The sequence below is a fragment of the Pseudomonas sp. 2 genome (assembly GCF_056627435.1).
Window position 1 is genome coordinate 258242 of record NZ_JBWXNG010000004.1, and the last position, 16928, is coordinate 275169.

At 62.7% G+C, this 16928-nt stretch carries 21 protein-coding genes; 17 read left to right on the forward strand and 4 right to left on the reverse strand.

Annotated features, from left to right (window positions below):
• Positions 1-11: 11 nt before the first annotated feature.
• Positions 12-377: a twitching motility response regulator PilH gene (gene pilH / locus AC1MEK_RS08945; protein ID WP_480395894.1), complete on the reverse strand. Its 366-nt coding sequence runs from the start codon at positions 375-377 to the stop codon at positions 12-14.
• Between the two features lie 42 nt (positions 378-419).
• Positions 420-830 carry a twitching motility response regulator PilG gene (gene pilG / locus AC1MEK_RS08950; protein ID WP_480395895.1) on the reverse strand — a complete coding sequence of 137 codons (411 nt, stop codon included), beginning with the start codon at positions 828-830 and terminating at the stop codon, positions 420-422.
• Positions 831-1104: 274 nt separating this feature from the next.
• Here pilG and gshB point away from each other — a divergent pair, with 274 nt between their 5' ends.
• From gshB to AC1MEK_RS08985, 7 genes are all read left to right on the forward strand, one after another.
• On the forward strand, positions 1105-2061 hold the full coding sequence (gene gshB, locus AC1MEK_RS08955; RefSeq protein ID WP_480395896.1) for a glutathione synthase: 957 nt from the start codon (positions 1105-1107) through the stop codon (positions 2059-2061).
• 314 nt (positions 2062-2375) lie between these two features.
• On the forward strand, positions 2376-3278 hold the full coding sequence (locus tag AC1MEK_RS08960; protein ID WP_480395897.1) for a TonB family protein: 903 nt from the start codon (positions 2376-2378) through the stop codon (positions 3276-3278).
• Between the two features lie 224 nt (positions 3279-3502).
• Complete coding sequence (locus AC1MEK_RS08965; protein WP_480395898.1) at positions 3503-4072, forward strand: YqgE/AlgH family protein; 570 nt, start codon at positions 3503-3505, stop codon at positions 4070-4072.
• Entirely contained in the window at positions 4072-4512 is a 441-nt protein-coding gene (ruvX, locus tag AC1MEK_RS08970) for a Holliday junction resolvase RuvX (RefSeq protein WP_480395899.1), read from the forward strand. Before AC1MEK_RS08965 ends, ruvX begins: the two co-directional genes overlap by 1 nt.
• A 101-nt stretch (positions 4513-4613) precedes the next feature.
• A complete protein-coding gene (gene pyrR, locus AC1MEK_RS08975) occupies positions 4614-5138 on the forward strand; it encodes a bifunctional pyr operon transcriptional regulator/uracil phosphoribosyltransferase PyrR (protein ID WP_480395900.1) in 525 nt (174 codons plus the stop codon).
• Between the two features lie 12 nt (positions 5139-5150).
• On the forward strand, positions 5151-6155 hold the full coding sequence (locus AC1MEK_RS08980; RefSeq protein ID WP_480395901.1) for an aspartate carbamoyltransferase catalytic subunit: 1005 nt from the start codon (positions 5151-5153) through the stop codon (positions 6153-6155).
• Positions 6152-7423 (forward strand): dihydroorotase, encoded by a 1272-nt coding sequence (locus AC1MEK_RS08985; protein WP_480395902.1) that lies wholly within the window; start codon positions 6152-6154, stop codon positions 7421-7423. Before AC1MEK_RS08980 ends, AC1MEK_RS08985 begins: the two co-directional genes overlap by 4 nt.
• 160 nt (positions 7424-7583) lie before the next feature.
• Here the strand turns inward: AC1MEK_RS08985 and AC1MEK_RS08990 are convergent, their stop codons facing one another.
• A complete protein-coding gene (locus tag AC1MEK_RS08990; RefSeq protein ID WP_480395903.1) occupies positions 7584-8003 on the reverse strand; it encodes an NINE protein in 420 nt (139 codons plus the stop codon).
• A 250-nt stretch (positions 8004-8253) separates the two neighbouring features.
• Between AC1MEK_RS08990 and AC1MEK_RS08995 the strand changes: the two genes are divergently transcribed.
• Positions 8254-8985: a C40 family peptidase gene (locus AC1MEK_RS08995; protein WP_480395904.1), complete on the forward strand. Its 732-nt coding sequence runs from the start codon at positions 8254-8256 to the stop codon at positions 8983-8985.
• A 141-nt stretch (positions 8986-9126) separates the two neighbouring features.
• Here the strand turns inward: AC1MEK_RS08995 and AC1MEK_RS09000 are convergent, their stop codons facing one another.
• Entirely contained in the window at positions 9127-10161 is a 1035-nt protein-coding gene (locus AC1MEK_RS09000) for a type IV pilus twitching motility protein PilT (protein ID WP_480395905.1), read from the reverse strand.
• A gap of 54 nt (positions 10162-10215) precedes the next feature.
• On the opposite strand from AC1MEK_RS09000, the gene AC1MEK_RS09005 reads away from it, so the two are divergent.
• The 9 genes from AC1MEK_RS09005 to AC1MEK_RS09045 all read left to right on the forward strand — a co-directional run bounded on the left by AC1MEK_RS09005 (position 10216) and on the right by AC1MEK_RS09045 (position 16928).
• Positions 10216-10902, forward strand: a complete 687-nt coding sequence (locus AC1MEK_RS09005) for a YggS family pyridoxal phosphate-dependent enzyme (protein ID WP_480395906.1) — start codon at positions 10216-10218, stop codon at positions 10900-10902.
• A gap of 24 nt (positions 10903-10926) precedes the next feature.
• Positions 10927-11745, forward strand: coding sequence for a pyrroline-5-carboxylate reductase (gene proC, locus AC1MEK_RS09010; RefSeq protein ID WP_480395907.1), 819 nt, complete (start codon positions 10927-10929; stop codon positions 11743-11745).
• A 10-nt stretch (positions 11746-11755) separates the two neighbouring features.
• A complete protein-coding gene (locus tag AC1MEK_RS09015; protein ID WP_480395908.1) occupies positions 11756-12346 on the forward strand; it encodes a YggT family protein in 591 nt (196 codons plus the stop codon).
• A 240-nt stretch (positions 12347-12586) separates the two neighbouring features.
• Positions 12587-13726, forward strand: coding sequence for a homoserine O-succinyltransferase MetX (gene metX, locus AC1MEK_RS09020; RefSeq protein WP_480395909.1), 1140 nt, complete (start codon positions 12587-12589; stop codon positions 13724-13726).
• Between the two features lie 7 nt (positions 13727-13733).
• Positions 13734-14354 (forward strand): methionine biosynthesis protein MetW, encoded by a 621-nt coding sequence (gene metW / locus AC1MEK_RS09025; RefSeq protein ID WP_480395910.1) that lies wholly within the window; start codon positions 13734-13736, stop codon positions 14352-14354.
• A 23-nt stretch (positions 14355-14377) separates the two neighbouring features.
• The gene (locus tag AC1MEK_RS09030) at positions 14378-14824 is read left to right on the forward strand and encodes a DUF4426 domain-containing protein (RefSeq protein ID WP_480395911.1); all 447 of its coding nucleotides are present in this window, start codon (positions 14378-14380) and stop codon (positions 14822-14824) included.
• The gene (gene rdgB, locus AC1MEK_RS09035) at positions 14821-15414 is read left to right on the forward strand and encodes an RdgB/HAM1 family non-canonical purine NTP pyrophosphatase (protein WP_480395912.1); all 594 of its coding nucleotides are present in this window, start codon (positions 14821-14823) and stop codon (positions 15412-15414) included. The genes AC1MEK_RS09030 and rdgB overlap by 4 nt, the downstream gene beginning before the upstream one ends.
• The gene (hemW, locus tag AC1MEK_RS09040; protein ID WP_480395913.1) at positions 15414-16592 is read left to right on the forward strand and encodes a radical SAM family heme chaperone HemW; all 1179 of its coding nucleotides are present in this window, start codon (positions 15414-15416) and stop codon (positions 16590-16592) included. The genes rdgB and hemW overlap by 1 nt, the downstream gene beginning before the upstream one ends.
• A gap of 9 nt (positions 16593-16601) precedes the next feature.
• Positions 16602-16928: a DUF3392 domain-containing protein gene (locus AC1MEK_RS09045; protein WP_480395914.1), complete on the forward strand. Its 327-nt coding sequence runs from the start codon at positions 16602-16604 to the stop codon at positions 16926-16928.

The following is a 16928-nucleotide window of genomic DNA, read 5'->3' on the forward strand; positions in this document are numbered from 1 at the left end:
GCCAGCCGGCCTTAGCCTGCCAGAACCGCGTTCAGGGTCTTCATCAGGGTGTCTTCGTCCACCGGCTTGGTCAGGTAGTCCCGCGCGCCCTGGCGCTTGCCCCAGACCTTGTCGGTTTCCTGATCCTTGGTGGTGATCATGATCACGGGGATCATGTTGGTGTCGGCATCCTTGGTCAGCTGGCGGGTGGCCTGGAAGCCGTTCAGGCCCGGCATGACGATGTCCATCAGTACCGCGTCGGGTTTTTCCTGACGCGCCAGCGCCACGCCATCGGCGCCGTTTTCCGCCTTGAGGACTTCATGGCCGTGCTTTTCCAGCATGCCGGTCAGCTTGTACATTTCGGTCGGCGAATCATCGACGATCAGAATTCGAGCCATGGTGCTTCCCCATACAAACAGCCGCCCCGCGCGGGGCCGGCATCAAGATAGTTGTTGTTCTACTGCAACGAACTCCGGCACATGCGCCTTGATCGCACCGAGCAGCTCTTCGCGGCTGAACGGCTTGGTCAAAAACTGATCGGACCCGACGATGCGGCCCTTGGCCTTGTCGAACAGCCCGTCCTTCGAGGACAGCATGATCACGGGCGTTGCCTTGAAAGCCCGGTTGTTCTTGATCAACGCACACGTCTGATACCCGTCCAGCCTGGGCATCATGATGTCGACAAAGATGATTCTTGGATGATTATCGGCGATCTTGGCCAGAGCGTCGAAACCATCGACGGCGGTGATCACTTCACAGCCGACGTTTTTCAACAGGGTCTCGGCGGTGCGACGAATCGTGCGCGAGTCGTCGATGATCATCACTTTCAATGGGGCTGAATGCTGTTCCATATCTGCTCTACCATCGCTCAGGCGATTCAGACGGGTTGGCCTTCGGCCTGGCGCGTGGTTCTGTTCGGATCGCTACCCTCCAGCTTTTGAAAGAGGCTGGAGGGGCGTATGACAACTGGCATCACGTTGGACGCCGAGCCTTTTTAGCACACTCTAAAGACTCATTCCATAAAGCATATGCGCCACGCTTGCCCCTTGACCGCAAGGCTGCGCAGCGCCACCCTGACGCCTGTTTTCAAGGCCCAAGGCCTTTACCGATCAGAGGATATTGCCCATGAGCGTTCGCGTTGGAATTGTCATGGACCCCATCGAGCGTATCTCCTATAAAAAGGACAGCTCGCTGGCCATGCTCCTGGCCGCGCAAGCGCGCGGCTGGTCACTGTTCTACATGGAACAGCAGGATTTGTATCAGATCGCGGGCCAGGCCCGTGCGCGCATGAAGCCACTGAAAGTCTTCGCCAACCCCGAGCACTGGTTCGAATTCGAAGCCGAAATCGACAGCGGGCTGGACGATCTGGACGTGATCCTGATGCGCAAGGACCCGCCGTTCGACATGGACTTCATCTACACCACGTACCTGCTGGAAATGGCCGAGCGTGCGGGCACCTTGATCGTCAACAAGCCGCAAAGCCTGCGTGACTGCAACGAGAAGCTGTTCGCCACCCAGTTCCCGCACTGCACGCCGCCGACGCTGGTCAGCCGCCGCGCCGACATCCTGCGCGCCTTCGCCGCCGAGCATGGCGATGTGATCTACAAGCCGCTGGACGGCATGGGCGGCACCTCGATCTTCCGCCACCGCGCAGAAGACCCGAACCTGTCGGTGATCCTGGAAACCCTGACCGTCAACGGCGCGCATCAGATCATGGCCCAAGCCTATCTGCCGGCGATCAAGGATGGCGACAAGCGCATCCTGATGGTCGACGGCGAACCGGTGCCGTACTGCCTGGCGCGGATTCCGGCCGCCGGCGAGACCCGTGGCAACCTGGCCGCCGGTGGCCGTGGCGAAGCCCGCCCCTTGAGCGAGCGTGATCGCTGGATCGCCAACGAAATCGGCCCGACCCTGCGCGAGAAAGGCCTGTTGTTCGTGGGCCTGGACGTGATCGGCGAGCACCTGACCGAAATCAACGTCACCAGCCCGACCTGCATTCGCGAGATCGACAATGCGTTCGGCACGGACATCGGCGGGCTGCTGATGGATGCGATCGAGAAGAAGCTCAAGGCCCGGTCATAGTCCCGCTTCTGCCCGGAGGGCGTGGGAGCCCAGCTTGCTGGCGATCTGCCAGGCACCGGCAGTAAATCCATTCAACCCGACTGTGTCAGACAGATCGCGATCACAGGATTTACTGCCGGTTTCCGGCAGATCGCAGGCAAGCCAGCTCCCACGGCCTGCGGCCAGAATCAAAAGCAAAGCAGCCACCACCGTCCACTAATCGGCCAACTCGCAACAACACCAAAGTCCCTACGAACATTGCGTTATCATGCGCGGCCTGAATTTCGCCCTAGGTTGGTTTTAGCAATGCTGGCTCATGCGATACCGGAGCGTCGATGAACGCTGCGGTCAACAGTGATCTCCCGATGGCCTTTACCCGCACCACCGTGCGCCCGGCTGATCGTCTGGGTTTTACCCTGATGATCGCAGCGCTCGTGCACCTGGCGCTGATCCTCGGCGTGGGCTTCACCTACGTCAAACCGGAGAAGATCAGCCAGACGCTGGAAATCACCCTGGCCCCGTTCAAGAGCGACACCAAGCCCAAGGACGCGGACTTCCTCGCCCAGGAAAACCAGCAGGGCAGCGGCACGCTGGACAAGAAAGCGGTGCCCAAGACCACCGAAATCGCGCCCTATCAGGACACCCAGATCAACAAGGTGACGCCTCCGCCTGCCGCCAAGCCGGTGGTCAAGCAGGAAGCGCCCAAGACCGCCGTGGCCACCAAGGCCCAGGCGCCGCAGAAGACCGTCGCCAAGCGCGACGAAGTCAAACCGGACGAGCCGAAGAAAGCCGCGCCGACCTTCGACAGCACCCAGCTCAACAGCGAGATCGCCAGCCTTGAGGCCGAACTGGCCGATGAGCAACAGGCTTATGCCAAGCGGCCGAAGATCCACCGCCTGAGCGCCGCGTCGACCATGCGCGACAAGGGCGCCTGGTATAAAGAAGACTGGCGCAAGAAGATCGAGCGCATCGGCAACCTCAACTACCCCGAAGAGGCGCGCCGCCAGCAGATCTACGGCAGCCTGCGGATGATGGTGTCGATCAACCGCGACGGCTCCTTGTATGAAGTGCTGGTGCTGGAGTCTTCCGGCCAGCCGCTGCTGGATCAGGCCGCACAGCGCATCGTGCGCCTGGCCGCGCCGTTTGCGCCGTTCACCGGCGACTTGTCGGACATCGACCGGCTGGAAATCATCCGCACCTGGAAATTCGCCCGTGGGGACAAGCTTTCCAGTAATTGATTATTTCTGAATCACACGCCCCCCGTAGCAGCACGGCTTGCCGGCGGGGCGGTGGGTCAGCAACAGATGCACTGCCTGACACGACGCGCCCGCCGGCAAGCCGTGCTGCTACGGGACAGATCATCATCCGGAGAAGATGAAACCTGAACCCGGTCGCGATTTATCCACCGCAGGGTCGGTTCTGCCAGTTGTCACAACAGCCCTGCGGCGCCACACTAGGGCTCATGAAAAACGTCCCCGCGTCATACCTCAAGCATCAATTTCTGATCGCCATGCCCCACATGCACGATGAGAACTTCGCCCAGACCTTGACCTACATCGTCGAGCACAACGCCAATGGCGCCATGGGTCTGGTCATCAACCGGCCACAGAACCTCTTCCTGTCGGACATCCTGGAGCAGCTTCGTCCCGAAGTGCCTGCACCCGCGCGCTGCCAGCAGATCCCGATCCACATCGGCGGCCCGGTCCAGACCGATCGCGGCTTCGTGCTGCACCCGCCCGGCCAGGTGTTCCAGGCCACGGTGGACCTGGGTGGCATCGCGCTGTCGACCTCGCAGGACGTGCTGTTCTCCATCGCCGACGGCTACGGCCCTGATCAAAATCTGATCACCCTGGGCTACGCCGGTTGGGACGCAGGCCAGCTGGAAGCCGAGTTCGCCGCCAATGCCTGGCTGAACTGCGCGTTCGATCCGGCGATCCTGTTCGAGCTGGACAGCGAACAACGCCTGGACGCCGCCGCCGCCAAGCTTGGGATCAACCTGAATCTGCTCACCAGCCAGGCGGGTCACGCCTGATGGCCGCGTTGCGTCTGCTGCTGGGTTTTGACTACGGCACCAAACAGATTGGCGTGGCGGTCGGCCAGGTCGTTACCGGCCAAGCCCGAGAGCTGTGCACGCTCAAGGCCCAGAACGGCGTCCCGGACTGGGACCGGGTCCAGGCCCTGATCAACGAGTGGAAGCCTGACGCGATCGTGGTCGGCCTGCCGTTGAACATGGACGGTACGCCGAGCGAGATGAGCGCCCGCGCCGAGAAGTTCTCGCGCAAGCTCAACGGCCGCTTCAACCTGCCCGTGTACACCCACGACGAGCGCCTGACCACCTTTGAAGCCAAGGGCGAGCGCCTGGCACGTGGCGGCCAGCGCGGCAGCTATCGCGACAACCCGGTCGACGCCATCGCCGCAGCGCTGCTGCTGCAAGGCTGGCTGGAGGCCAACAGCGCCCTGTTCGAGAACTGACAGCTGAGCGAGCTGACATCTGTGAGCGTTACACTGCACCGAATCTGAGTTTTAGCCAGGTCACCCGCGTTGCGCACGACCTGGCTCTTGAAGGAGCGACCATGAGCAGCCTGCCCAACCCCGCCGAACTGATCCGCCAGATGGCGACCGATCTGACTGCCCACCTGAACAAACGCAGCATCAGCGAACCCCGCTTCATCGGCATTCGCACCGGCGGCGTCTGGGTTGCCCAGGCCCTGCTCGACGCGCTGAACAACGATTCGCCGCTGGGCACGCTGGACGTTTCGTTCTACCGCGACGACTTCAGCCAGAACGGCCTGCACCCACAGGTTCGCCCCTCAGAGCTGCCGTTCGAGATCGAAGGCCAGCACCTGGTGCTGATCGACGATGTGCTGATGAGCGGCCGCACCATCCGCGCCGCCCTCAACGAGCTGTTCGACTACGGCCGCCCGGCCAGCGTGACCCTGGTGTCCCTGCTGGACCTGGACGCCGCCGAACTGCCGATTCGCCCGAATGTGACCGGAGCGACGCTGAACCTGTCTCCCAACGAGCGCGTCAAGCTGTCCGGCCCCGCGCCCCTGACGCTGGAACTGCAAGACCTCTCCACCGATTCCGCCGCCCTTTAAGAGTCCTTTGCGATGACGCCTCTCGACGCCAAGCGCCCGCTGCAACTGAACCATCAGGGTCAGCTGCAACATTTTCTCTCGCTCGACGGTTTGCCCCGCGAACTGCTCACCGAAATCCTCGACACCGCCGACTCTTTCCTTGAAGTCGGCGCCCGGGCGGTGAAGAAAGTCCCCCTGCTGCGCGGCAAGACCGTGTGCAACGTGTTCTTCGAGAACTCGACGCGCACCCGCACCACCTTCGAACTGGCGGCCCAGCGGCTGTCGGCCGACGTCATCACCCTGAACGTGTCGACCTCCTCGACCAGCAAGGGCGAAACCCTGTTCGACACCCTGCGCAACCTGGAAGCCATGGCCGCGGACATGTTCGTGGTGCGGCACGGCGACTCGGGCGCGGCACACTTCATCGCCGAGCACGTCTGCCCGCAGGTGGCGATCATCAACGGTGGCGACGGGCGCCACGCGCACCCGACTCAAGGCATGCTCGACATGCTGACCATCCGCCGCCACAAGGGTGACTTCAAAAACCTGTCGGTGGCCATCGTCGGCGACATCCTGCACTCGCGCGTCGCCCGCTCGAACATGATTGCCCTGAAGGCGCTGGGCTGCCCGGACATCCGCGTGATCGGCCCGAAAACCCTGCTGCCGATTGGCGTGGAACAGTACGGCGTGAAGGTCTACACCGATCTGGCCGAAGGCCTGAAGGACGTCGACGTAGTCATCATGCTGCGCCTGCAGCGCGAACGCATGTCTGGCGGCCTGCTGCCGAGCGAGGGCGAGTTCTACCGCCTGTTCGGCCTGACCACCGCGCGCCTGGCCGGTGCCAAGCCTGACGCCATCGTCATGCACCCCGGCCCGATCAACCGCGGCGTGGAAATCGAATCGGCGGTGGCCGACGGCGCCCATTCGGTGATTCTCAATCAGGTGACCTACGGCATCGCAGTGCGCATGGCCGTCTTGTCCATGGCCATGAGTGGCCAGACCGCACAACGTCAGTTCGAGCAGGAGAACGCCCAGTGAAGTTCAGCATCATCGGCGCTCGCGTCATCGACCCTGTCAGCGGGCTGGATCAGGTCCTCGACATTCATCTGGAAGCCGGCAAGATCCTCGCCCTGGGCGCGGCACCGGCCGACTTCACTCCTTCGCAGACCATCGACGGCAAGGGCCTGATCGCAGCGCCGGGGCTGGTCGACCTGAACGTATCCCTGCGCGAACCGGGTTACAGCCGCAAAGGCAGCATCGCCAGCGAAACCCGCGCTGCAGCGGCCGGCGGCGTCACCAGCCTGTGCTGCCCGCCACGCACCAAACCGGTCCTGGATACTTCGGCAGTGGCCGAGCTGATTCTGGACCGCGCCCGCGAGGCCGGGCACAGCAAGGTGTTCCCGATCGGTGCACTGAGCAAGGGCCTGGAAGGCGAACAACTGGCCGAGCTGATCGCCCTGCGCGACGCCGGTTGCGTGGCGTTCACCAACGGCCTGCAGAACTTCGGCAACAACCGCACCCTGTGCCGCGCGCTGGAATACGCCGCCACCTTCGACCTGACGGTGATCTTCAACTCTCAGGATGCAGACCTGGCTGCGGGCGGCCTGGCCCACGACGGCCCGACTGCAGCGTTCCTCGGCCTGCCGGGCATCCCGGAAACCGCCGAAACCGTGGCACTGGCCCGTGACCTGCTGCTGGTTGAACAAAGCGGCGTGCGCGCTCACTTCACCCAGCTGACCAGCGCCCGCGGCGTGGCGCTGATTGCCCAGGCCCAGGCCCGCGGCCTGCCGGTGACGGCGGATGTGGCCTTGTATCAGCTGATCCTCACCGATGAGGCGCTGATCGATTTCTCCAGCCTCTATCACGTCCAGCCGCCGCTGCGCACCCGCGCCGACCGCGATGCGCTGCGCGAGGCGGTGAAATCGGGCGTGGTCCAGGCCATTTCCAGCCACCACCAACCCCACGAGCGCGACGCCAAGCTGGCGCCGTTCGGTGCGACCGAGCCTGGCATCAGCAGCGTCGAGCTGTTGCTGCCGCTGGCGATGACCCTGGTTGACGACGGCCTGCTGGATCTGCCGACCCTGCTCGCGCGCCTGAGCGCAGGCCCTGCAGCGGCGCTGCGCCTGCCGACCGGGCAACTGGCGGCGGGTGCTGCGGCGGATCTGGTGCTGTTCGACCCGGCGGCGTCCACCGTCGCAGGCGAGAAGTGGCTGTCCCGGGGCGAGAACTGCCCGTTCATCGGCCATTGCCTGCCGAGCGCGGTGAAGTACACCTTTGTGGACGGGCGAATCAGCTATATCGGTTGATGCCCGACCTGGCACACCTCATTCCCACGGGCGACTCAACACCCCGTGGGAGTGAGCTTGCTCACGAAAGGGCCAGGAATGGCAACACAGCTTCTGCGCCTTATACGCATTCTTCGTGGGCAAGCCCACTCCCACAAGTCGGCGCCGCGGCCGAGTCCGATTAGCGCCGCTCGGCGTTCTTCACCGAAACCTGATCATTCAGCGTCCAGAAGTCATACAGCACCCCCAGAAAGGCCAGCCCGCCGGTCAGCAGGTAGAGGATCCCGGTGATCCATTTGCCCTGATACATCCGGTGCACGCCAAACACGCCGAGAAACGTCAGCAGAATCCAGGCGACGCTGTAGTCGGTCGAGCCTGCGTTGAAGCGCAGGTCCGCCTCGCGGTCCATCGACGGGATCAGAAACAGGTCGATCAGCCAGCCAATGCCGAGCAGGCCGAGGGTGAAAAACCAGATCGTGCCGGTCACGGGCTTGCCGTAATAGAAGCGATGGGAACCGGTGAAACCGACGATCCATAACAGATACCCCATGATCTTGCTGTGGGTGTCCGGGCGCTGAACGTCGTGCTGATAGGTGTTCATTGGGTACCTCATTTACCGCGATAGAAAAAAATATGCGTAACTTTTGTGACTTTTATGGCGCCGTCCGACGTATGGTTTGAACCTCGCGCCGATCGCGCAAACCCTTGTTCTGCAAGGCGATCACTACAGGCATGTGACAATTTTGACGTCAAAACTGACCGCGCGGGCAGTAAATTGTTCGACAAGTGGCCTCGGAATGCAGGCAAAAGCTGTTATAAAGTTGCGCGCTGACCAACATGAGCCCTGCCTGATGCGTCCATTTTTTAAGACATGGCTGACTATTTGTCTCTTTATGCCACTGGCCGCCCACGCCACCAATCGTGAGCAATCGCTACCCCCAAGCTTCTCCGGTTTCACTGCGAAAAACCACGCTTCGCAAACCACCGAAACCACGGTAGCCAGCAACACCGCCACTCAAGAGGCCCTTGAAGAAACGGCAACGCCGCTCAAGACCTCGGGCAAGAAAAGCCGGTCCACCAAGGTGAAAGCCACCAAGGGTTCCCGCAAGATTTCGCAAAACACTGTCGCCCTCGCCGCGCCTGCGCAGATGGGGAGCAAACAGAGCAGCAACGTCGTCAATCGCGCCGTGAAGGCCATTGGCACGCCTTATCGCTGGGGTGGCACCAGCCCGACGAAAGGCTTCGATTGCAGCGGTCTGGTGAAGTACGCCTTCAACGACGTCAGTGAAGTGGATCTGCCGCGCACCTCCAATGCCATGGCCGAAGGCCACGGGCAGAAGGTCGATCGCAAGGATCTGAAACCGGGCGATCTGCTGTTCTTCAACATCAAGAGCCGCAAGGTCAACCACGTCGCCATTTACCTGGGTGACGACCGCTTCGTCCACGCACCGCGTCGTGGCAAGGCGGTGACCATCGATACGCTGAAGAAACCGTACTGGGACAGCCACTACGTGGTCGCCAAGCGCGTGCTGCCCAAACAGCCGCCGAGCCACAAGGGCACCGTGCGTATCGCGCAACGCTGACAGCTACTCGCACAAGACTGCTACAACCTGTGGGAGCGAGCTTGCTCGCGAAGACGGAATGACTGCCTATGAAAATGCGGCGGATGTTCCGGCCTCTTCGCGAGCAAGCTCGCTCCCACAGATGTATGCGGCGCTGGCTAATCAAAAATTATCCGGCGTCTTCGCCTTCTCCCGCGCGCTTTCCCGGGTAATCAGCCCCTTGGCGATCAGGTCCTTCAGGCACATGTCCAGGGTCTGCATGCCCAGCGCCCCGCCGGTCTGGATCGACGAATACATCTGCGCCACCTTGTCCTCGCGGATCAGGTTACGGATCGCCGAGGTGCCGATCATGATCTCGTGCGCCGCCACGCGACCGCCGCCGACCTTCTTGAGCAGTGCCTGGGACACGATCGCGTGCAAAGACTCGGACAGCATCGAGCGGATCATCGATTTTTCCTGAGCCGGGAACACGTCCACGATCCGGTCGATACTCTTGGCCGCCGAGGTGGTGTGCAGCGTGCCGAATACCAGATGGCCGGTTTCGGCGGCGGTCAGCGCCAGGCGAATGGTTTCCAGGTCGCGCAGCTCGCCCACCAGGATCACGTCAGGGTCTTCACGCAAGGCTGAACGCAGGGCTTCGGCGAAGCCGTGGGTGTCGCGGTGCACTTCACGCTGGTTGATCAGGCTCTTCTTGGACTCGTGAACGAATTCGATCGGGTCCTCGATGGTCAGGATGTGGTGGTGCTTGTTGGCGTTCAGGTAGTCGACCATCGCCGCCAGCGTCGTCGATTTACCCGAGCCGGTCGGCCCGGTCACCAGCACCAGGCCACGGGGCACATCGGTAATTTTCCGAAACACTTCTCCCATGCCCAGCTCTTCCATGCTCAGGACCTTCGACGGAATGGTCCGGAACACCGCGCCGGCGCCACGGTTCTGGTTGAACGCGTTGACCCGGAAACGCGCAACGCCCGGCACTTCGAAGGAGAAGTCGGTTTCCAGATCTTCCTCGAAGTCCTTGCGCTGGCGGTCGTTCATGATGTCGTAGATCAGCGCCTGGACTTCTTTCTGGTCCAGCGCTGGCAGATTGATCCGCCTCACATCGCCATCGACACGAATCATCGGTGGCAGGCCGGCCGAGAGGTGTAAGTCCGACGCGCCTTGCTTGGCACTGAAGGCAAGCAGCTCGGTAATATCCATACAGCTCCTCATCACATAGAATGCCGCAGACTTTAGCCCTGCTGGCGCAAATCAATGTCCACGATAGCAGAGAACATTTCAACGCTCGCAGAGCGAATTCACAACGCGTCCAAGGCCGTGCAGCGCGATCCGGCCTCTGTCGGCCTGCTCGCGGTGAGCAAGACCAAACCGGCCAGCGATCTGCGTCAGGCGTACGCCGCCGGATTGCGCGACTTTGGCGAGAACTACCTGCAGGAAGCCCTGGGCAAACAGAGCGAATTGAGCGACCTGCCCTTGATCTGGCATTTCATCGGCCCCATCCAGTCAAACAAGACTCGCGCCATCGCCGAGAACTTTGCCTGGGTGCACTCCGTGGATCGTCTGAAAATCGCTCAACGCCTGTCCGAACAACGTCCTGCCGATTTGCCGCCGCTCAATATCTGCATTCAGGTCAACGTCAGTGGCGAGGCCAGCAAGTCTGGCTGCACCCCTGAAGACCTTCCGGCGCTGGCCCAGGCCATCAGCGGCCTGCCCAATCTGAGATTGCGCGGTTTGATGGCAATTCCCGAGCCGACCGAAAACAGCGACGAACAGAACGCGGCCTTCGCAGCCGTGCGCACTTTGCAAGAGAGTTTGAACCTGCCGCTCGACACGCTTTCCATGGGCATGAGCCACGACCTGGAGGCCGCCATCGCACAAGGTGCGACCTGGGTCCGGATCGGCACTGCCCTCTTCGGCGCCCGCGATTACGGGCAGCCTTAACCTTTGCCTCACAGGGAATCATTCATGAGCAAGACCCGTATCGCGTTCATCGGTGCCGGAAACATGGCCGCCAGCCTGATTGGCGGCATGCGCGCCCAAGGCGTGGCAGCCGAGCTGATTCGCGCCAGCGACCCAGGCGCCGAGACCCGTGAACGCATGGCCAGGGAACACGGCATCACAGTGGTGGCCGACAACGCCGAAGCCGTCGAGGGCGCGGACGTCATCCTGCTGGCCGTCAAACCGCAGATGATGAAAGCGGTCTGCGAAGCGCTCAAACCGGCGCTCAAGCCCAATCAACTGATCGTTTCGATCGCCGCTGGCATCACCTGCGCCAGCATGAAAGCCTGGCTGGGCGAACAGCCGCTGGTGCGCTGCATGCCCAACACCCCGGCCCTGCTGCGCCAGGGCGTGAGCGGCCTGTACGCCACCGCTGACGTGACCCAGGCCCAGCGCCAACAGGCCGAGACCCTGCTGTCTGCAGTCGGCATCGCGCTGTGGGTCGAGACAGAAGCGCAGATCGACGCCGTTACCGCCGTATCGGGCAGCGGCCCTGCGTATTTCTTCCTGCTGATCGAAGCCATGACCGCCGCCGGCACCAAGCTGGGCCTGCCTGCTGACGTCGCCAAGCAACTGGCCGAGCAGACCGCCCTGGGCGCTGCGCGCATGGCCACTGAAAGCGATGTCGACGCCGCCGAGCTGCGCCGTCGCGTCACCTCGCCTGCGGGCACCACGGAAGCTGCGATCAAGTCGTTCCAGGCGGACGGCTTCGAAACCATCGTAGAGAAAGCGCTGGGCGCTGCCGCACACCGTTCGGCCGAGCTTGCCGAACTGCTGGGCAAATAAGGAGCCATTCATGAATGCACTCACCGGCGCCACGATTTTCGTCATCCAGACGCTGATCAGCCTGTACCTGACCATCGTCCTGCTGCGTTTCGTGCTGCAACTGGTCAAGGCCAACTTCTACAACCCGCTGAGCCAGTTCACCGTGAAGGCCACTCAGCCCCTGCTCAAACCCATCCGCCGGATTGTGCCAAGCCTGATGGGCATGGACACCTCGTCGCTGCTGCTGGCCATCGTGATTCAGGGGCTGTTGATGGCGTTCGTGCTGATGATGAGCTTCGGCACCATCTTCGACTTCCCGCACCTGCTGATCTGGGCGTTGCTGGGCATCGTCTCGCTGCTGCTGAAGATCTTCTGGGTGGCGATGATCATCATGGTGATCGTCTCGTGGATCGCCCCCGGCACTCACAACCCGGCCGCGGAACTGGCCTGGCAGATCAGCGAGCCGATTCTGGCGCCGTTCCGCAAGATTATTCCCAACCTGGGCGGCCTGGACATTTCGCCGATCTTCGCCTTCCTGGCGATTCAGGTGCTGCAGTCGTACGTGATGCCGAGCGTTGCCGCGTCGGTGTCGATGCCGGATGTGTTGTGGCGGTTGATCTAAACCGGATAAATTCGCTCCCACGGCTGGACACCCTCCCCGTGGGAGTGAGCTTGCTCACGAACGCTGTGTTTCAGACGCTATAGTAGGTGCGGATACACGGGCTCTTTCGTGAGCAAGCTCACTCCCACCAAGCGCCCGCTTCGATATCCCAAACCTTCAACTGCCCACCGCCCCGCTGTTCGCTTGCCGCTCCCCCCCGCGATCTTTAGACTTACGCCTCATTTCAGTGAGAGCGGGTCGATGTCCACGGTTTTTCCCGAAGATTCTGTCGGTCTTGTCACGCCGCAAACGGCGCATTTCAACGAGCCGCTGGCATTGGCCTGCGGTCGCTCGCTCGCCGCCTACGACCTGGTCTATGAAACCTACGGCCAACTCAACGCCGCCAAAAGCAACGCGGTGCTGATCTGCCACGCGCTGTCGGGGCATCACCACGCGGCGGGCTACCACAGTGCCGAAGACCGCAAGCCGGGCTGGTGGGACAGCTGCATCGGCCCGGGCAAGGCCATCGACACCAACCGCTTTTTCGTCGTCAGCCTGAACAACCTCGGCGGCTGCAACGGCTCGACCGGCCCCAGCAGCATCAACCCGGAAACCGGCAAGCCGTTCGGCGCCGACTTCCCGGTGCTGACCGTCGAGGACTGGGTGCACAGCCAGGCGCGGCTGGCCGACCGGCTGGGCGTGACCCAGTGGGCCGCCATCGTCGGCGGCAGCCTGGGCGGCATGCAGGCGCTGCAATGGACCATGACCTACCCCGACCGCGTGCGCCACTGCCTGGCCATCGCCTCGGCACCCAAGCTCTCGGCGCAAAACATCGCGTTCAACGAAGTGGCGCGTCAGGCCATTCTCACTGACCCCGAATTCCACGGCGGCTCGTTCCAGGAACAAGGCGTGATCCCCAAGCGCGGCCTGATGCTGGCGCGCATGGTCGGGCACATCACCTACCTGTCCGACGACTCCATGGGCGAGAAATTCGGCCGGGGCCTGAAGAGCGAAAAGCTCAACTACGACTTCCACAGCGTGGAGTTCCAGGTCGAAAGCTACCTGCGCTATCAGGGCGAGGAGTTTTCCGGGCGTTTCGACGCCAACACCTACCTGCTGATGACCAAGGCGCTGGACTACTTCGACCCGGCCGCCAATTTCAACGACGACCTGGCGGCGACCTTCGCCAACGTCTCGGCCAAGTTCTGCGTGATGTCGTTCACCACCGACTGGCGCTTCTCCCCCGCCCGCTCGCGGGAACTGGTGGACGCGCTGATGGCCGCCAAGAAGGACGTCTGCTACCTGGAAATCGACGCACCCCAGGGCCACGACGCCTTCCTGATGCCGATCCCGCGCTACCTGCAGGCTTTCTCCAGCTACATGAACCGAATTGCACTCTGAGGATACCATGAGAGCCGACCTGGAAATCATCCAAGACTGGATACCGGCAGGCAGCCGCGTGCTCGACCTCGGCTGTGGCGACGGCGAATTGCTGGCCTGGCTGCAGGAACACAAGCAAGTCACCGGCTACGGCCTGGAAAACGACGCCGACAACATCGCCCGCTGCGTGGCACGCGGCGTCAACGTCATCGAGCAGGACCTGGACAAGGGCCTGGGCAACTTCGCCAGCAACAGCTTCGACATCGTGGTCATGACCCAGGCGCTGCAAGCCGTGCATTACCCCGACAAGATCCTCGACGAAATGCTGCGCGTGGGGCGCCAGTGCATCATCACGTTCCCCAACTTCGGCCACTGGCGCTGCCGCTGGTACCTGGCCAGCAAGGGCCGGATGCCAGTGTCGGAGTTCCTGCCGTACACCTGGTACAACACGCCGAACATCCACTTCTGCACCTTCGCCGACTTCGAGGAGCTGTGCCGCGAGCGCTCGGCCAAGGTCATTGATCGGCTGGCCGTGGATCAACAGCATCGGCATGGCCTGGCGAGCAGGCTTTGGCCTAATCTGTTGGGTGAGATCGGCATCTACCGCGTCAGCAGCCCCACTCTGCAGGACCATCAGATCGCCGTGTAATCCCTATAAACAGGAGAACGATCATGCGCCGTCTGACCTTACTGCTGGGCGTGCTGCTGGCGCTGGCCACTCAAGTGATGGCCGCCGACAGCGCCAACCCGAACCGGCAACAACAGTTCGGCGACCTGATCGTTCACTACAACGCCTTCGCATCCCGCGTGCTGCAACCGGCCATCGCCCAGCAGAACGGGCTGATCCGCAGCAAAGGCCAAGGCGTGATCAACATCACGGCCATCAAGGATGGCAAAACGGTAACGGCCAGCGTCGACGGCACGGTCGCCGACCTGACCGGCCGGAAAAAACCGCTGACCTTCCGGCCCATCAGCGAAAACAGCTCGGTCAATTACATCGCGCAGTTCGCCGTCGAGCCTGACACCGCAGCGACCTACGTATTCACGGTCAATGTGAAAGCCGGTGATGGCGAAACCCACACCCTGAGCTTCAACCAACAGATTTTTTCGGACGAATGATGAATTTCTCCCAACTCGTACTCGCCAGCCACAACGCCGGCAAACTCAAGGAACTGCAAGCCATGCTCGGCGGCAGTGTCCAGTTGCGCTCCATCGGCGAATTCAGCAGCGTGGAGCCTGAAGAAACCGGCCTGTCGTTCGTCGAGAACGCCATCCTCAAGGCCCGCAACGCGGCGCGCATCTCCGGCTTGCCGGCGCTGGCCGACGACTCGGGCCTGGCCGTGGATTTCCTCGGCGGCGCACCGGGCATCTACTCCGCCCGTTACGCCGACGGCAAAGGCGATGCGGCGAACAACGCCAAGCTGCTGGAAGCCCTGAAGGACGTGCCACAGGAGCAGCGCGGCGCTCAGTTCGTCTGCGTGCTGGCGCTGGTGCGTCACGCCGACGATCCGCTGCCGATCCTCTGCGAAGGCCTGTGGCACGGCCGCATCCTGACCGCCGCCAGCGGCGAGCACGGCTTCGGCTACGACCCGCTGTTCTGGGTGCCTGAGCGCCACATGTCGAGTGCCGAACTGACGCCTGCGGACAAGAACCAGATCAGCCACCGCGCCCGCGCCATGGCCATTCTGCGTCAACGCCTGGGCCTGTAATGACCGAAAAGCTGCTTGTGCAACCGGCGGGCCTGATCCTTCCAGAACTCCCGCCGCTGTCGCTGTACATCCATATTCCCTGGTGCGTGCGCAAATGCCCTTATTGCGACTTCAACTCGCATCAGGCTGGGCCGACGCTGCCTGAAGACGAATACGTCACTGCATTGCTGAGCGATCTGGATCAGGAAATGCCAGCCGTTCACGGGCGCTTCATCAGCACCATTTTCTTCGGCGGCGGCACGCCCAGCCTGTTCAGCGCCGATGCCCTCGGTCGACTGCTGCGCGGCGTGGAGCAACGCATCCCGTTTGCGGCGGACATCGAGATCACCCTCGAAGCCAACCCCGGCACCTTCGAGCAGGAGAAATTCAAGGCCTATCGGCAGACCGGCATCAACCGCCTGTCCATCGGCGTGCAGAGCTTCCAGCCAGCCAAACTTGAGAAACTGGGGCGCATCCACAACGGCGACGAAGCGGTACGCGCCGCCGGCATGGCGCGGGCGGCGGGCTTCGACAACTTCAACCTGGACCTGATGCACGGGCTGCCCGATCAGTCGCTGGACGACGCCCTGGGCGACCTGCGCCAGGCCATCGAGCTGGGGCCGACCCACCTGTCCTGGTACCAGCTCACGCTGGAGCCGAACACGGTGTTCTGGAGCCAGCCGCCGGAGCTGCCCGAGGACGACATCCTCTGGGACATTCAGGAAGCCGGGCAGGCGCTGATGGCCGAGCACGGTTATCGCCAGTACGAAGTCTCGGCCTACGCTCAGGCCGGCCGTGCGGCGCGCCACAACCTCAACTACTGGCGCTTCGGCGACTTCATCGGCATCGGTGCCGGCGCCCACGGCAAGCTGTCGTTCCCGGACGGGCGCATCCTGCGCACCTGGAAAACCCGTCTGCCCAAGGATTATCTGAACCTGGCCAAGCCATTCAAGGCCGGTGAGAAACTGCTGCCCGCCGATGAGCTGCCGTTCGAATTCCTGATGAACGCCCTGCGCCTGACCGATGGCGTGAAGGCCGAACTGTTCACCCAACGCACCGGCCTGCCACTGGCACAGCTCGCCCAGGCGCGCCGTGACGCCGAACAAAAAGGCCTTTTGCAGGTCGAACCGGAGCGCCTGGCGGCCACGCCCCGCGGCCAGCTGTTTCTCAATGACCTGCTGCAGTATTTCTTGAATTAAGGATGACCCATGGACCTGGTACTTGACCTGCTCTCGACCGTTTCCCGCTGGAGCCGCAGCAACCTGTCGGAGATCTCGCTGGCTCTGGTGGGCTGCCTGCTGGTGCTGTTCGGCACCGACATCAAAGGCTGGGTCGAAGCGCGCCTGGGCGGGCTGGCCGGCGCGCTGCGAGTGCCGTTCATGGCGCTGCTGGTGATGATCGGCAGTGGCGCTGCACTGATCTATGCAACGCCATGGGTGGTGCGCGGGCTGAGCCAGTTCAACAACTACTCGCTGGCCCCGGTGCTGCTGGTGGTGCTGGTGCTGATCGGCGTGGTGGCCGACCGGCGCGGCTGA

Coding starts and splice junctions, on each gene's coding strand:
- gshB (WP_480395896.1), top strand. CDS start 1,105: ATGAGCGTTCGCGTTGGAATTGTCATGGACCCCATCGAGCGTATCTCC.
- AC1MEK_RS09000 (WP_480395905.1), bottom strand. CDS start 10,161: ATGGATATTACCGAGCTGCTTGCCTTCAGTGCCAAGCAAGGCGCGTCG.
- ruvX (WP_480395899.1), top strand. CDS start 4,072: ATGGCCGCGTTGCGTCTGCTGCTGGGTTTTGACTACGGCACCAAACAG.
- rdgB (WP_480395912.1), top strand. CDS start 14,821: ATGATGAATTTCTCCCAACTCGTACTCGCCAGCCACAACGCCGGCAAA.
- AC1MEK_RS08995 (WP_480395904.1), top strand. CDS start 8,254: ATGCGTCCATTTTTTAAGACATGGCTGACTATTTGTCTCTTTATGCCA.
- AC1MEK_RS08980 (WP_480395901.1), top strand. CDS start 5,151: ATGACGCCTCTCGACGCCAAGCGCCCGCTGCAACTGAACCATCAGGGT.
- hemW (WP_480395913.1), top strand. CDS start 15,414: ATGACCGAAAAGCTGCTTGTGCAACCGGCGGGCCTGATCCTTCCAGAA.
- proC (WP_480395907.1), top strand. CDS start 10,927: ATGAGCAAGACCCGTATCGCGTTCATCGGTGCCGGAAACATGGCCGCC.
- AC1MEK_RS08960 (WP_480395897.1), top strand. CDS start 2,376: ATGAACGCTGCGGTCAACAGTGATCTCCCGATGGCCTTTACCCGCACC.
- metW (WP_480395910.1), top strand. CDS start 13,734: ATGAGAGCCGACCTGGAAATCATCCAAGACTGGATACCGGCAGGCAGC.
- metX (WP_480395909.1), top strand. CDS start 12,587: ATGTCCACGGTTTTTCCCGAAGATTCTGTCGGTCTTGTCACGCCGCAA.
- pilH (WP_480395894.1), bottom strand. CDS start 377: ATGGCTCGAATTCTGATCGTCGATGATTCGCCGACCGAAATGTACAAG.
- AC1MEK_RS09045 (WP_480395914.1), top strand. CDS start 16,602: ATGGACCTGGTACTTGACCTGCTCTCGACCGTTTCCCGCTGGAGCCGC.
- AC1MEK_RS08965 (WP_480395898.1), top strand. CDS start 3,503: ATGAAAAACGTCCCCGCGTCATACCTCAAGCATCAATTTCTGATCGCC.
- pilG (WP_480395895.1), bottom strand. CDS start 830: ATGGAACAGCATTCAGCCCCATTGAAAGTGATGATCATCGACGACTCG.
- AC1MEK_RS09005 (WP_480395906.1), top strand. CDS start 10,216: ATGTCCACGATAGCAGAGAACATTTCAACGCTCGCAGAGCGAATTCAC.
- AC1MEK_RS09030 (WP_480395911.1), top strand. CDS start 14,378: ATGCGCCGTCTGACCTTACTGCTGGGCGTGCTGCTGGCGCTGGCCACT.
- pyrR (WP_480395900.1), top strand. CDS start 4,614: ATGAGCAGCCTGCCCAACCCCGCCGAACTGATCCGCCAGATGGCGACC.
- AC1MEK_RS08990 (WP_480395903.1), bottom strand. CDS start 8,003: ATGAACACCTATCAGCACGACGTTCAGCGCCCGGACACCCACAGCAAG.
- AC1MEK_RS09015 (WP_480395908.1), top strand. CDS start 11,756: ATGAATGCACTCACCGGCGCCACGATTTTCGTCATCCAGACGCTGATC.